Source organism: Paracoccus kondratievae, assembly GCF_009301415.1.
Taxonomy (GTDB): Bacteria; Pseudomonadota; Alphaproteobacteria; order Rhodobacterales; family Rhodobacteraceae; genus Paracoccus; species Paracoccus kondratievae.
Genome location: NZ_CP045072.1, coordinates 226762 through 240754, shown reverse-complemented (window position 1 = coordinate 240754; position 13993 = coordinate 226762). Strand labels below are relative to the sequence as shown.

The following is a 13993-nucleotide window of genomic DNA, read 5'->3' as shown; positions in this document are numbered from 1 at the left end:
CGCGGGTCAAACGCGGCGCGCGCGCAGTTCGTCCCGGATCTCGGTCAGAAGCTCTTCTTGCGTCGGACCGGCAGGTGCGGGCTCCTCCTCTTTCTTGCGGTTGGTGGTGCTTTGCACTTTGTTCACTGCCTTGACGATCAGGAAAACCGCCCAGGCGACGATCAGGAAGTTGATGACCGCCGACAGGAAAGCGCCCCAGGCAAAGATCGAGGCACCGGAATCGCGCGCGACCTGCAGGCTGGCACCCGGGGGAACTTCGCCTTTGAGCACCAGATAGTGGCTGCTGAAATCCGTGCCACCGGTCAGCAGACCGATCAGCGGGTTGATAAGATCCGTCACCAGCGAACTCACGATTGCCGTGAACGCCGCCCCGATGATGATGCCGACAGCAAGGTCAATGACATTGCCCCGGGCGATGAATTCCTTGAACTCCTTGATCATGGGCTTACCTTTCAGACCCTGTTGCGCGTGTTCCGGCAAAGGCTGCCACATCACGCTCGCTCCTTGCAATATGAGACAGGAAACGACATGGGAACACTATCCGACTTTCCGATCACACGGCGCTGGCCGCCGCGGCGCGACGATGTGCTGCAGCTTTACACGCTGAACACGCCAAACGGCATCAAGGTTTCGGTGATGCTGGAGGAATGCGGCCTTGAATATGACGCGCATCGCATCTCGATCGGTGACCCTGAAGACCAGTTTACGCCAGAGTTTTTGTCGCTGAACCCCAATAACAAGATCCCGGCGATCGTTGATCCGGACGGCCCTGAGGGCCAACCGATGGGTCTGTTCGAAACCGGCGCGATCCTGATCTATCTGGGCGACAAGACCGGCAAGTTTCTGCCGAAATCCGGCGCGGCGCGCTATCACACCATCCAGTGGCTGATGTGGCAGATGGGCGGCGTCGGGCCGATGTTCGGCCAGGTCGGCTTTTTCCACCGCTACAAGGGGCGTGAGATCGAGGACCCGCGCCCGCGCACCCGCTATTACAACGAGGCGCGGCGGCTTTTGGGCGTGCTGGATCGCCAGCTTGAAGGGCGCGACTGGATCACTGGCGAATATTCCATTGCCGATATGTCGGTCGGCCCGTGGCTGCGTACCGTGCGCGTGAACTATGAGGCCGAAAAGGAAACCGGGATGGATACGTTCCGCAACGTACAGGCCTATCTGGACCGCTTCCTTGCCCGCCCCGCCGTTCAGCGCGGGATCGAGGTCGGTGCAGCCTGACCAGCCACAGCCCCGCCGCGACCGCAGTTGCGGCGGGCAGCATCATCAGCGCCCGGCGTCAGACCTCGTGCCGCTCAAGAAACCCGCTAAGCACCGCCGCCAGACGATCAGCCCACAGCTGCTGGCCAGCTGCGTCGGCGATCAGGTCGTTTCTGACCTCGATCAACACATTCGGGCGGCCGTAAGCAAGCGCGTGGCGGTCGATGGAATCACCCTCCAGATGGCCGGAATAGGGCTCATTCTCGCCGGTGATCCAGCCCTGATCGCGGCATTCGCGCACCAGCGCCGGCCCCAGCCTTTGATCGCGGTGCGAAAACAGCACCCCCACCGCCCATGGCCGACGCGGTCGCCCGCGCAGCTGGCAGGTAAAACTGTGGATCGCGCAGATCGCACGGCGCGGATGTGCGGCCGCCAGCCGCGCGTAAGCGTCGTGATAGGGGCGGTAAAGCAGCGCCAACCTCCGCTCTCGCTCGGCGGCGTCGATACGGCGGTTCGCTGGAATAACCGTGCCGTCATAGATGCGCATGATCAGCGTCGGGTCATCCTCGCCCCGGTTCGGGTCGATCACCAGACGCGAGAAATCGGACAGGATCGCCGGGGCCTCCAGCCGCTCGGCCAGCGCCCGCGCCAGGGCGGCCGCGCCGATGTCATAGGCGATGTGGCGCTGCATATCCTCGGCCGCGATGCCCAGATCGCCGCCACCGATCCAGTCCGGCACCCGGTTGGTCGCATGATCGCAGGTGATCAGCCAGCGCGAAGGCCGATCCTCTCCTATGATTGAATAGGGCTGTCCCGTCATTCGTCCGTCGCCTTTCCGCTGCAAGCTTTAGGCAATAGCAAGACCAAGCGCCAGTTGCCGCAGGCCAGCCAATAGGCCATAAATGCAGAGACGATAGCGCAAACATGCACGGAGAGACGGATGAGACGGCATCGCAAGGTCAAGATCGTGGCAACTTTGGGTCCCGCCTCTAGCGATTTCGCCACTATTCGCTCCCTTTTCGAGGCCGGCGCTGACGTCTTTCGCCTGAACATGAGTCATGGCACCCACGAAGAGCAGCGCGCCCGCTATGAGATCATCCGCCGGGTCGAGGCCGAATCAGGCCGCCCGATCGCCGTGCTGGCCGACCTTCAGGGTCCGAAACTGCGCGTGGGCACCTTTGCCAACGGGCCCCACGACCTGACCGAGGGGCAAAGCTTCCGCTTTGACCTTGACCCTGCCCAGGGCGACGCAAATCGCGTGCAGCTGCCCCACCCCGAAATCTTTGCCGCGCTGGAACCGGGGGCCGAACTGCTGGTCAACGACGGCAAGATCCGCCTGCAGGTGACCGATTGCGGTCCGGACTTTGCCGATTGCATGGTGACGGCGGGTGGCGCGATCTCGAACCGCAAGGGTGTGAACGTTCCCGATGTGGTGCTGCCGCTGGCGGCCCTGTCTGAAAAGGACCGCGAGGATCTGGAATTCGCCTGCGAATTGGGCGTGGACTGGCTGGCGCTGTCCTTTGTCCAGCGTCCCGAGGACGTGATCGAGGCGCGCGAACTGGCCCGCGGCCGCGCCGCCATCCTGTCGAAAATCGAAAAGCCCGCCGCTGTCCGGGCGTTCAGCGAAATCCTCAAGGTCTCGGACGGGATCATGGTGGCGCGCGGCGATCTGGGGGTCGAACTGCCGGTCCATTCTGTTCCGCCGATCCAGAAACGTCTGGTACGCGCCTGCCGCGCCGCCGCCAAGCCGGTGATCGTCGCCACCCAGATGCTGGAATCGATGATCGAAAGCTCGATGCCGACCCGGGCCGAGGTCTCGGACGTCGCGACCGCTATTTATGAAGGTGCCGATGCCGTGATGCTGTCGGCAGAAAGCGCCGCCGGTGCCTATCCGGTCGAGGCGGTCGCCACCATGGATAACGTCGCCCGCTCGGTCGAAAGCGATCCGACCTATCGCGATATCATCGAAAGCTCGCGCAGCGCCAAGCGTCAGACGGTTGCCGATGCCATCGTCGCCGCCGCGCGCGAGATTGCCGAGAATACCGATATCTCCTGCATCTGCGCCTTTACCCAATCCGGCACCACCGCCAGCCTGACCGCGCGGGAACGGCCCCGGGTGCCGATCGTCGCCATGTCGTCCGAACAGGGTACGCTGCGCCGGCTGTGCCTGACCTGGGGGACGCATTGCGTCAAGACCCCCTCGCTTGAGCGGTTCAAGCAGGCCGTGGTCAACGCAGCCAAGGCAGCGCGGGATTTCGGCTTTGCCGATGAGACGAACCAGATCGTCGTCATGGCCGGGGTGCCCTTCAATGTGCCCGGCACCACCAACATTCTGCGCATCGCCCCCTGCGACGAGCGCTTGATCTATCGCACCGATCCGGAATAAGCAGCACGATCAAACAGATCCGAAACGGAAAGGTGATCCGATGATCGACATCCTGCTGCTGGCCGGCGTGGCGCTGTGCGCCCTCTCGGTCCTTTTGGCCATCATTTCGGTGGCTCGCACGCAGGCTCCGCGGGGCGCTGCCGTCCTGCTGGTGCTGGGTATCGTGCTGCTGCTTGTCGGCGGCTGGCGCGATGACCGTCCCTTTGGTTTGGAAACGCTGAAGGAAAGCTGGCAGCGACTGGTGAAGGGCGAAGTGAGCCTCAGCACTGATCCGGTCACCGCTCCTGCGCCGGCAGAACCTGCAGCGACCGAAGCCGTGCAAGAGCCTGCCGAACAACCCGCCGCGACCGAGGCGACGCAACCCGCTGCCGAAGAGCCTGCGGCTGAACAACCCGCCGCGACCGAACCGCCTGCCGCGCCTGCGGCTGAGGAACCCGCTGCCGAGCAACCCGCCACAGAGGAAACTGCGACGGAAACCCCGGCCGGGGCTGCGCCCGAGGGTGAGGCCCAGACCGATGGGCAAAGCCAATAAGCCTTGCCAATTCGCGCACGCCCGCTTATAGGGCGTGCTTCCACCCGCGCGGCCGGCCAGAGGCATTGCCGAGTCGTGCGTTCACTCTGACCGCAAGGAGAGTAAAATGCCGAAGATGAAGACCAAATCGGCCGCAAAAAAGCGGTTCTCGATGACGGCCACGGGCAAGGTCAAGGCCGGCCCGGCTGGCAAGCGCCATGGCATGATCAAACGCTCGACGAAATTCATCCGCGACGTGACCGGGACCATGATCCTGTCCGATGCGGACGCGAAGATCGTCAAGAAATACATGCCTTATAACCGCTAAGGAGAACCGGACATGGCACGAGTCAAATCGGGCAAAGTCACCCACGCCCGCCACAAGAAGGTTCTGGACGCGGCGAAAGGCTATTACGGCAACCGCTCGCGTAACTTCCGTACCGCGACCCAGGCCGTCGACAAGGCCAATCAATACGCGACCCGCGACCGCAAGACCCGCAAGCGTAATTTCCGCGCCCTGTGGATCCAGCGTATCAACGCTGCGGTCCGCGCTGTCGACGCCGAGATGACCTATTCGCGCTTCATCGCCGCTCTGGCGAAAGCGGGCATCGAGGTGGACCGCAAGGTTCTGGCCGATCTGGCCATCCACGAACCCGAGGCGTTTGCCGCCGTGGTCGCCCAGGCGAAAGCTGCTGCCTGATCCTAGGCGACAGGCCGAAACGGATAAAACCCGCGCTATCTGGCGCGGGTTTTTTCTTGCGTTCTCCGGATAGGCCAGCGGGCAAGACGGAACCCCGACCACGTCTTGCGGGTTTTGCCTATGATGCCTTTTGACCGTCAGCCCCTTTACCCTGCCCGCGTCGCCCTGCATCGCAAGCCGATGGGCGTGATTGCCAGTGCGATGACCGCACGACGCAATGTGCTGGAGCTGATCCCCGAAATCGCCACCCGGCAACCCATGGTTTCCGGCAAGACTGGCAAGCGCTGGCATATGGTCATGGACCCCGATGCCCTGCGCCGTGTGCTCAAGGACCGGGTCGAGGACTATCCGAAATCCATCGTCACCCGGCTGATTCTCGAACCTGCGATCGGCAATTCGATGTTCGTCGCCGAGGGGGCGCATTGGCGCTGGCAGCGCCTTGCCGCAGCCCCGGCCTTTGCCCAGCGTCATGTCGAGGCGCTGGGGCCGGTGATGACCGCCGCTGCAGAGGCCTCGGCCCGCCGGCTGGCCAACGCGCCGGGGCCGGTCGATGTCTTTGCCGAAACCGTGGCCGCAACCTTTGAGGTCATCTCGGAGGTGACGTTTTCGGGTGACGAGGGCTTTGACCGCAGGGCGGTACACCATGCCATCGACGCCTATATCGCCGGAACCGCGCGGCTTTCGGTCATGGATATCCTTGGCCTGCCGGGCTGGATTCCGCGCCCCGGCAGGCTGTTTTCCGGCAGCGACCTGCGGCGGATGAAGCGCGTCGCGGATGAGGCGATCACCGCACGCGCCCGCTCGGGGCCGCGTCAGGTACCGGACCTTCTGGACCTGCTGCGCGCGGGCGAAGACCCCGAGACCCACCGCCGCATGACGCCCGCCGAGCTGCGCGACAACCTGCTGACCTTTATCGTCGCCGGGCATGAAACCACGGCGCTGACGCTTGCATGGGCGCTTTACCTGCTGGCCTTTGACCCGCAGGTGCAGGCGCGCGCGGCGGATGAGGCTCAGGCGACGCTTGACGGTCGCGCCGCCGCCGCCGCGGATCTGCCCCGCCTGCCCTATATCCGGCAGGTCATCGAAGAGACGCTGCGCCTTTATCCCCCCGCCGCCTTCCTGTCGCGTACCGCCCGTGCACATGACATGCTGGGCGGACGCGAGGTACTGCCGGGCGACACGATCATGTTGCCGATCTATGCGCTGCACCGCCACCACCTGCTGTGGGATGACCCCGACCGTTTCGATCCCGAACGCTTTGCCCCCGGCACGACCCGCGACCGCTTTGCTTTCCTGCCCTTTGGCGCCGGACCCCGGATCTGCATCGGCGCAAGCTTTGCCCTGCAAGAGGCGGTGATCATCCTTGCCACGCTGGTATCGCGCTTTCGCTTTGACCTGTCCGCACGCCAGCCGCAGCCGCGCATGATCCTGACGCTGCGCCCGCATGGCGGAGTGTGGCTAGCGGTCTCGGATCGCTCTTGAAAGCGCGGACAGGCCGGGCCAAAGTCGCGCCATGATTACCATTTATCACAAGCCGACCTGCTCGACCTCGCGCAAGGTCTTGCAGATGATCCGCGATGCGGGGCATGAGCCCGAGATCATTGATTACGCCCGCGAAGGCTGGACCCGGGCCCAGCTTATGGGGCTTTTCGCCGCTGCCGACGTGACCCCGCGGCAGGCATTGCGGGTCAAGGGCACCGATGCCGCCGAACGTGGGCTGACCACGGCCAGCGATGATCAGATCCTTGCCGCCATGGTTGAAAACCCGCTGCTGGTCGAACGGCCGATCGTCTGCGGTCCCGGCGGCGTACGCCTGTGCCGCCCGGCCGAGCTGGTGGCCGAGACTTACAGCCGCTAAGGCTTTTCCCTGCGCCGCCCGCGTGCTAATCGGCGCGGGCAAACCGCAAGGAAAGCCCGCCATGTCCGACCTGAACGCCCTTCGCCAGTCCTATCTCGACCGTATCTCGACCGCCGCCGACGCCGAGGCGCTTGAGCAGGTGCGGCTGGCCGCCCTTGGCAAAAAGGGCGAGATCAGCGGCATGATGAAGGAACTGGGCCGGATGACGCCGGAAGAGCGTCAGACCCGCGGTGCCGAGCTGAACCGCCTCAAGGACGAAATCGACGCCGCCTTGCGCGCCCGCAAACAAGGGCTTGAGGATGCGGCGCTGGACGCCCGGTTGAAAGAGGAATGGCTGGATGTCACCCTGCCCGGCCGCCCGCGCACGCAAGGCACGATCCACCCCATCAGCCAGGTCACCGAAGAGGTCACCGCGATCTTTGCCGATATGGGCTTTCGCGTCGCCGAAGGTCCGCAGATCGAAAGCGACTGGTTCAACTTTGACGCGCTGAACATCCCGCCCGAGCATCCCGCACGACAGGAACACGACACGTTCTTCATGGCCCGGGCCGGGGGCGACAGCCGCCCGCCGCATGTGCTGCGCACCCATACCTCGCCCGTACAGATCCGCGCCATGCAGGCCAGCGGCGCGCCGATCCGCGTGATCTGCCCGGGCCGCGTCTATCGCATGGACATGGACCAGACCCATACGCCGATGTTCCATCAGGTCGAGGGGCTGGCACTTGGCAAGGGCATCTCGATGGCGAACCTGAAATGGACGCTCGAAGAGTTCTGCCGCGCCTTTTTTGAGGTGGACGAGGTCGAGCTGCGTTTCCGCGCCAGCCACTTCCCCTTTACCGAGCCCTCGGCCGAGGTCGATATCCGCTGCTCATGGGAAGGCGGCAAGCTGACCATCGGCCAGGGCGAATCCTGGCTTGAAATCCTTGGCTCGGGCATGGTCCACCCCAAGGTTCTGGCGGCGGGCGGCATCGACCCCGAGGAATGGCAGGGCTTTGCCTTTGGCATGGGTATCGACCGTATCGCCATGCTGAAATACGGCATCCCCGACCTGCGCGCATTCTTTGAAAGCGATCTGCGCTGGCTGCGGCATTACGGCTTTGCCGCAGGCGATGCTCCCAGCATCTCGGGCGGGCTCAGCAGGTAACCTGCCCGCTGCACAGTATCTGAAAACGCCCGTCAGCAGGCCCGCTGGCGGGCGTTCGCAGTTCACCCGCCGCGCACGGTCCTGTCAGATGACAGCCCGTGCGCGCGTGGCTATCCTGCGCCCCAAACCACGCCAGCAGCTAAAGGGCCAGCATGTCGCAACCGACCACGCTAACCACCTATGCCACGGCCTTCATGGCCTCGATCAGCCTTTTCGGCCTTGTCGATGCCGCACAGGTGAACAGCGGGGCGGCCGTCGCCCCGGCCATCACCCGGGCCTATCTGCTGCCGGTGCTGGGCATCGCCTCGGCAACCTTTCTTGCCGCGACCATCATCACCCTGTCGCGCAGCTATCTTGCCCGTCCGCAGATATGGAACGACGAAAAGACCGAGCGCCGCGTGCTTGAGGTCGGCCTTGCCGCCACCTGCTATTTCGGCCTGCTCGCGCTTATCAGCTTTCTGCTGGCGGTGCTGGCACCGGACTGGGCGACAGGCATTGCGGTGGGACTTGCGCGCCACTGGCCGTGGCTGCTTGCCCTGCCCTGTCTTGCCCTTGGGGCCTTTGCCGCGCGGAACAAGCCCGCGTGGCTGGTCGCGGGGGCGATCTTTGTCACCATCGGGCTGTTTACCGGCTAGGCCCTAGCCCAGCAAAGAGCCAAGGCGGCGGCGCAGATCGTCCTTGTCATCCTGAACCATGCCGGGGATCAGGAACAGGTCGATCAGCGCCCACAGGCAGACAAAGCCAACGATGGGCCAGCCGATCAGCACCGGCACCAGCAGCCAGCCAAGACCCCAGAGCATCAGCATGAAGATCCCGCTAAGCCAGCGTCCCAGATACATGCGATGCGCGCCAAATCCCCACAGCAGGATCGCCAGCAGATAGGCGACCAGCGGCGATTTGGCGTCATTCGCGACCCTTTGCTCGATCAGCAGTTCCCTTTGTGTGTCCATCCGATGCGATGCCTATGTTAATCTGATTAACATATAGGGCGCGCCAGAACGGCAACAAGGGGCGCACCACCCTACCAATTCGCCGCGCCATGCGCTAAGGGACGCGCAAACGTGACGGAGCCGTCCCCATGAAGTTCACCCTCTCCTGGCTCAAAGAGCATCTCGACACCCAGGCCTCGCTGGCAGAAATCGCCGAGGCGCTGACCGACCTCGGGCTTGAGGTCGAGGGCGTCACCGACCCCGCCTCAAAACTGGGCACCTTTACCATCGCCAAGGTGCTGCATGCAGAGCAGCACCCCGATGCCGACCGGTTGCGGGTTTGCCGCGTGCTGACCGATGAGGGCGAAAAGCAGATCGTCTGCGGCGCCCCGAACGCCCGCGCCGGTATCACAGTGGTCCTGGCCAAGCCCGGCGACTATGTCCCCGGTCTGGACGTGACGCTGGGTGTGGGCAAAATTCGTGGCATCGAAAGCCATGGCATGATGGCCTCGGAACGCGAGCTTGAGCTTTCCGATGAACATGACGGCATCATCGAGCTGCCCTCGGGCGAGGTTGGCGACAAGTTCGTCGACTGGCTGGCCGCGAACCGCCCCGAGGCGATCGATCCGGTGATCGAGATCAAGATCACCCCGAACCGGCCCGACGCGCTTGGCGTCCACGGCATCGCCCGCGACCTTGCCGCGCGCGGTCTGGGCGTGCTGAAGCCGGTGCAAGAGGCGACGGTCCCCGGCACCTTCGCATCGCCCATCAATGTCACCATCGCGGCAGAGGTGGCGCAGAAAGCGCCCTTCTTCTCGGGCCGGCTGATCCGGGGTGTGAAAAACGGACCCTCGCCCGAATGGCTGCAGAAACGGCTGGTCTCGATCGGGCTGCGGCCGATCAATGCGCTGGTCGATGTCACGAACTTCTTCACCTTCGATCTGAACCGGCCGCTGCACGTCTTTGACGCCGACAAGATCCGGGGCAATCTGACCGTCCGCCCCTCGACCGAGGGAGAGGAGCTGCTGGCGCTTGACGGCAAGACCTATGCCTTTCCCCCCGGTACCATGATCATCGCCGACGAGGCAGGCCCCGAAAGCATTGCCGGCATCATGGGCGGCGAACATAGCGGCTGCTCGGAAGAAACGGTGAACGTTTTTCTGGAAAGCGCCTATTGGGACCCGATCGCCATTGCGACCGCTGGCCGGGCGCTAAAGATCAACTCGGACGCGCGCTACCGCTTTGAACGGGGCGTCGACCCGGCCTTTACCCGGCCGGGGCTGGAGCTGGCGACGCGGATGATCCTTGATCTGTGCGGCGGCGAACCCTCTGAGGTCGTGACCGCCGGGGCGGTGCCCGACACCACCCGCAGCTATCGCCTTGATCCTGCCCGGGTCAGCAGCCTCGTGGGCATGGACATCCCCGAGGCAGAGCAGCGCGCCACGCTGACCGCGCTTGGCTTCCGGCTGGACGGCGATCAGGCATTCGTCCCAGGCTGGCGCCCCGACGTTCAGGGCAGCGCCGATCTGGTCGAAGAGGTCGCGCGTATCGCCTCGCTGACCAAGCTGCAAGGCCAGCCCCTGCCCCGCACACAGGCGGGTGTGCCCCAGCCGGTGCTGACGCCGCTGCAACGCCGTGAACAGGCGGCGCGGCGCATGGCGGCAAGCCTTGGTTACAACGAATGCGTGACCTACAGCTTTATCGACCAAAAGGCGGCGGCACTTTTCGGCGGCGGCTCCGAGGCTGTGCGGATCGAGAACCCGATCAGCAGCGAGATGACGCATATGCGCCCCGATCTGCTGCCGGGTCTGCTGTCGGCAGCGGCGCGCAATCAGGCGCGCGGCTTTGCCGATCTGGCGCTGTTTGAATGCGGACCGGTATTCAACGGCGGCGAGCCGGGCGAGCAGGACCTGTATCTTTCGGGTCTGCTGGTCGGCTCGAACGCACCGCGTGACCCCTATGGTTCGCGCCGCAAGGTGGATATCTATGACGCCAAGGCCGATGCCGAGGCGATCCTTCAGATCATCGGTGCCCCGGCCAGGGCCCAGATCAACCGTAAGCTGGACGAATGGTGGCATCCGGGTCGTGCGGGAAATATCGCGCTTGGGCCGAATACGCTGGCGACCTTTGGCGAGATCCACCCCCGTGTGCTGCGCCATTTCGGCATCAAGGGCGCGGCTGTCGGCTTTACGGTCCGTATCGCGGCCGTCCCGCTGCCCAAGGTCAAGACGCCCTCTCGTCCGGCGCTGGTCCTGTCCGATCTGCCGGCGGTCGAGCGCGACTTTGCCTTTGTGGTTGACGCTCAGATCGAGGCGCTGACGCTGGTGAACGCCGCTGCGGGTGCCGACAAGGCGCTGATCGAACGGGTGACGGTCTTTGACCAGTTCACCGGGCTTGAAGGCGGCAAAAAGTCGATCGCCATCACCGCGCGCCTGCAACCGCGCGAAAAGACCCTGACCGATGCCGAGATCGAGGCCGTCAGCGCCAAGATCGTCGAAAAGGTCAGCAAGGCGACCGGCGGCGTCCTGCGCAGCTAAACCACGGGACGACCGGGGCCGCGCCTTCGGCCATATCCGCCCGGCAGGCGGTTGGCGTCGGGCCTTGCAGTCAAATAACGTCATGCGGCCTTGCAAATGACAGGCCGCATGACAAGCGGATTGGCGATCACGCCGCGCGCTCGTAGCGGGCTTTCTGAGCAGGCCGGCAGATATAGATGTAATGCATCGCATCGACGCGCCCCGGGATCAGGGCGATGTCGTCCCGTTCCCATTCCCAGCCAAAGGTATCCAGCGCCTCTTCAAAGCCGGGGCTGACGGTGGCCGACCAAAAGGCGACAACGCCTTTCGCCATGGTGGCCGCGTGAACCGCCTGCATACCGTTTTCGCCGTATATCTCGGTATTTTCGGGGCGGATCACGATGTCGGGGCCGTTGTCGGTATCAAGCAGGACAAGGTCATATTGATCCGAGACCCGCTCCAGATGGTCGCGGATATCGCTGACCACCACCTTTACGCGCGGATCATCCAGCGGATGACCGGCCAGATGCGCAAGGGGCCCCCTGTTCCACTCGACAATCTCGGGAATAAGCTCGCAAACGGTGATCTCGGCATCCTGCCGCGCCACGTCCAGCACAGCGCGCAGCGTATAGCCAAGGCCCAGACCCGCGATAAGGATCTTTCTGGCACCAAAGTTCATCCGGCGCAAAAGACGCAGGGCCAGCTGATCCTCTGAATGATGGTTGATATTCGACATCAGCTCGATGCCGTTATAGCGGATCTCGAAAATCTCGCCACGCTGTCGCAGATGGATATCGTCGCCGGTCGCGGTGTTCACCCGCGAGATCGTCTGCCAGAGGTTCATGAATTTCATCCCGAATAGATCATCCACCCCGCTCAAGGCAGGGTAATCAAAGCGTCACATGTCATTCAGGGTTGCCGGCCTTAGTGGCGCAGCAACCCCAGGACATTGTTCGCCCTGGTCCCGATAAGGATGGGATGAAGAGCCGTTATGTTGAACAGAAGCTGCGACAACTTGATATCCGGGGTTACGGCTCACGAGCGGGCCATTATGCACCACAGGAATATTTTGACAACCTTGGGGGGCGGGACCGTACCCCCGGGGGCAAGCAATGCGGTCCGCGCTGGTAATCTGTAATGGGCAAGGCCTGATCATCAATGCACATGCCGTGGGCGACGTGATCCATCCCGGCGAACCGGTGCGGAAACATGTCGGGCCTGACGATGGCAAGGCCAAAGCCCCCGTCGGGCACGCGGGCAGGCTGCAAATCAAACCCCTGCAAGACGGGACACGGCTGATCGCCCGTGTCCCGATGGGCCCTCACGATGGCGAAACAGTGGCAGAGGCAGACAGTGTACCGGAGAGCGTCTGACGGATCGGCAATAGCCTGCTGGCCCGCGGGTTCTCGGATCATACCCCGGCCGAGCGGACAGGCGTTCTTCACCGGGTCCGACCCGGCGCAAAGGGGACGATCAGATCCGCCGCCCGATCTGCCCCCATGCCGCTTAAAACGCTCAGGCGTCCAGCCAGCGCTCGACCAGCCGCGCCCATAGCGCCGCACCTGTCGTCAGGCTTGCATCGTTGAAGTCATAGTTCGGGCTGTGCAGGATGGCCGAATCCTCGCCGTTGCCAAGACGCAAGAACGCGCCCGGCTTGTGCTCAAGGAAATGCGCGAAATCCTCACTGCCCGGGATCAGCGGGCACAGGCGGACATTTTCGGCCCCGATCAGTTCCCGCGCGACCTCTGTGGCGAATTCGTTCTCGGCCTCGCTGTTGCATACGACCGGGTGCCCTTCGTCATAGTCAATCGTCGCAACCGCGTCGAAGCCCTGGGCCACGGCCTCGACGATCGCGGTGATCCGCCGTTTCAGGGTCGCCCTGACCTCGGGTTCAAAGCTGCGGATCGAGATGGCGAATTCGGCGGTTTCAGGGATCACATTGACCGCCTCACCCGCATGGATGGTGCCGACGGTGACGACCGCCGCCTTGGTGGGATCGACGCTGCGCGACACCACGGTTTGCAGGGCGACAACGATCTGACAGGCGACGACGATCGGATCGACCGTCAGGTGCGGTCGCGAGGCATGGCCGCCCTTGCCCTTGATCCGGATCACCGCTGCATCGCTTGCTGCCATCAGCGGGCCGCTGCGGGTCAGTATCGTCCCCGCTGGCGCGCCCGGGTGATTGTGCAGACCAAAGATCGCATCGAACGGAAATCTTTCAAACAACCCGTCGGCGATCATGCGCTTTGCGCCGCAATCGTCGCCAGCCTCTTCCGCAGGCTGAAAGATCAGCGTGACGGTGCCGTTGAACCGGCGGGTGCGCGCCAGATACTCGGCCGCCCCCAGCAATACGGTGGTGTGACCGTCATGCCCGCAGGCATGCATGACGCCGGGCACGCGCGATGCATGGCCTGCCCCTGTCGCCTCGGTGATTGGCAGCGCGTCCATATCTGCCCGCACCGCGATCGAGCGCGTACCTGAACCCGCCGTCATCCGCGCCACAACCCCATGGCCGCCAACGCCCCGTGTCACCTCGTAGCCCCAGCTTTCCAGCTTGCCGGCGACAAAGCGGGCGGTTTCAGCCTCTTGATGCGAAAGCTCGGGGTTCTGATGCAGATGATGGCGAATTGCCGTCAGTTCGTCTTTCTTGTCCTCGAAATCCGAGAGCCGCGCATAGGCGTTGTCTTTGAGCATTTGGGTTCCAGTCAGATTGGCGCCGCGCCATACCGCACGGCAT

16 protein-coding genes are annotated in these 13993 nt (G+C 64.0%); 11 read left to right on the top strand and 5 right to left on the bottom strand.

What is annotated here, in order from left to right:
* Window positions 1–6: 6 nt before the first annotated feature.
* Window positions 7–441, bottom strand: a complete 435-nt coding sequence (mscL, locus tag F8A10_RS01240; protein ID WP_085502725.1) for a large conductance mechanosensitive channel protein MscL — start codon at window positions 439–441, stop codon at window positions 7–9.
* An 87-nt stretch (window positions 442–528) separates the two neighbouring features.
* On the opposite strand from mscL, the gene F8A10_RS01235 reads away from it, so the two are divergent.
* Entirely contained in the window at window positions 529–1230 is a 702-nt protein-coding gene (locus tag F8A10_RS01235; protein WP_010398734.1) for a glutathione S-transferase C-terminal domain-containing protein, read from the top strand.
* 58 nt (window positions 1231–1288) lie between these two features.
* On the opposite strand, the gene F8A10_RS01230 is transcribed toward F8A10_RS01235, so the two are convergent.
* On the bottom strand, window positions 1289–2029 hold the full coding sequence (locus F8A10_RS01230; protein ID WP_152366522.1) for an N-formylglutamate amidohydrolase: 741 nt from the start codon (window positions 2027–2029) through the stop codon (window positions 1289–1291).
* A 120-nt stretch (window positions 2030–2149) separates the two neighbouring features.
* On the opposite strand from F8A10_RS01230, the gene pyk reads away from it, so the two are divergent.
* The 8 genes from pyk (at window position 2150) to F8A10_RS01190 (ending at window position 8443) form a co-directional block, all read left to right on the top strand.
* Window positions 2150–3595 carry a pyruvate kinase gene (pyk, locus tag F8A10_RS01225; RefSeq protein ID WP_085502711.1) on the top strand — a complete coding sequence of 482 codons (1446 nt, stop codon included), beginning with the start codon at window positions 2150–2152 and terminating at the stop codon, window positions 3593–3595.
* Window positions 3596–3635: 40 nt separating this feature from the next.
* Complete coding sequence (locus F8A10_RS01220; protein ID WP_152366521.1) at window positions 3636–4127, top strand: hypothetical protein; 492 nt, start codon at window positions 3636–3638, stop codon at window positions 4125–4127.
* A 106-nt stretch (window positions 4128–4233) separates the two neighbouring features.
* On the top strand, window positions 4234–4434 hold the full coding sequence (gene rpmI, locus F8A10_RS01215; protein WP_010398741.1) for a 50S ribosomal protein L35: 201 nt from the start codon (window positions 4234–4236) through the stop codon (window positions 4432–4434).
* A 12-nt stretch (window positions 4435–4446) separates the two neighbouring features.
* Complete coding sequence (gene rplT / locus F8A10_RS01210) at window positions 4447–4806, top strand: 50S ribosomal protein L20 (protein ID WP_010398742.1); 360 nt, start codon at window positions 4447–4449, stop codon at window positions 4804–4806.
* Window positions 4807–4926: 120 nt separating this feature from the next.
* On the top strand, window positions 4927–6288 hold the full coding sequence (locus F8A10_RS01205) for a cytochrome P450 (protein ID WP_152366520.1): 1362 nt from the start codon (window positions 4927–4929) through the stop codon (window positions 6286–6288).
* A gap of 31 nt (window positions 6289–6319) precedes the next feature.
* Window positions 6320–6664, top strand: coding sequence for an arsenate reductase family protein (locus F8A10_RS01200; protein ID WP_010398744.1), 345 nt, complete (start codon window positions 6320–6322; stop codon window positions 6662–6664).
* 61 nt (window positions 6665–6725) lie between these two features.
* On the top strand, window positions 6726–7808 hold the full coding sequence (pheS, locus tag F8A10_RS01195; protein WP_010398746.1) for a phenylalanine--tRNA ligase subunit alpha: 1083 nt from the start codon (window positions 6726–6728) through the stop codon (window positions 7806–7808).
* A 152-nt stretch (window positions 7809–7960) separates the two neighbouring features.
* On the top strand, window positions 7961–8443 hold the full coding sequence (locus tag F8A10_RS01190) for a hypothetical protein (RefSeq protein ID WP_010398748.1): 483 nt from the start codon (window positions 7961–7963) through the stop codon (window positions 8441–8443).
* Between the two features lie 3 nt (window positions 8444–8446).
* Here the strand turns inward: F8A10_RS01190 and F8A10_RS01185 are convergent, their stop codons facing one another.
* Complete coding sequence (locus F8A10_RS01185; protein ID WP_010398751.1) at window positions 8447–8758, bottom strand: TM2 domain-containing protein; 312 nt, start codon at window positions 8756–8758, stop codon at window positions 8447–8449.
* A gap of 128 nt (window positions 8759–8886) precedes the next feature.
* Between F8A10_RS01185 and pheT the strand changes: the two genes are divergently transcribed.
* On the top strand, window positions 8887–11274 hold the full coding sequence (gene pheT / locus F8A10_RS01180; protein WP_152366519.1) for a phenylalanine--tRNA ligase subunit beta: 2388 nt from the start codon (window positions 8887–8889) through the stop codon (window positions 11272–11274).
* 127 nt (window positions 11275–11401) lie between these two features.
* Here the strand turns inward: pheT and F8A10_RS01175 are convergent, their stop codons facing one another.
* Entirely contained in the window at window positions 11402–12097 is a 696-nt protein-coding gene (locus tag F8A10_RS01175) for a spermidine synthase (protein ID WP_227493396.1), read from the bottom strand.
* 268 nt (window positions 12098–12365) lie between these two features.
* Between F8A10_RS01175 and F8A10_RS01170 the strand changes: the two genes are divergently transcribed.
* Window positions 12366–12626, top strand: coding sequence for a hypothetical protein (locus tag F8A10_RS01170; protein WP_152366517.1), 261 nt, complete (start codon window positions 12366–12368; stop codon window positions 12624–12626).
* A gap of 142 nt (window positions 12627–12768) precedes the next feature.
* On the opposite strand, the gene F8A10_RS01165 is transcribed toward F8A10_RS01170, so the two are convergent.
* A complete protein-coding gene (locus tag F8A10_RS01165; RefSeq protein ID WP_010398759.1) occupies window positions 12769–13950 on the bottom strand; it encodes a M20 aminoacylase family protein in 1182 nt (393 codons plus the stop codon).
* Between the last annotated feature and the right edge of the window lie 43 nt (window positions 13951–13993).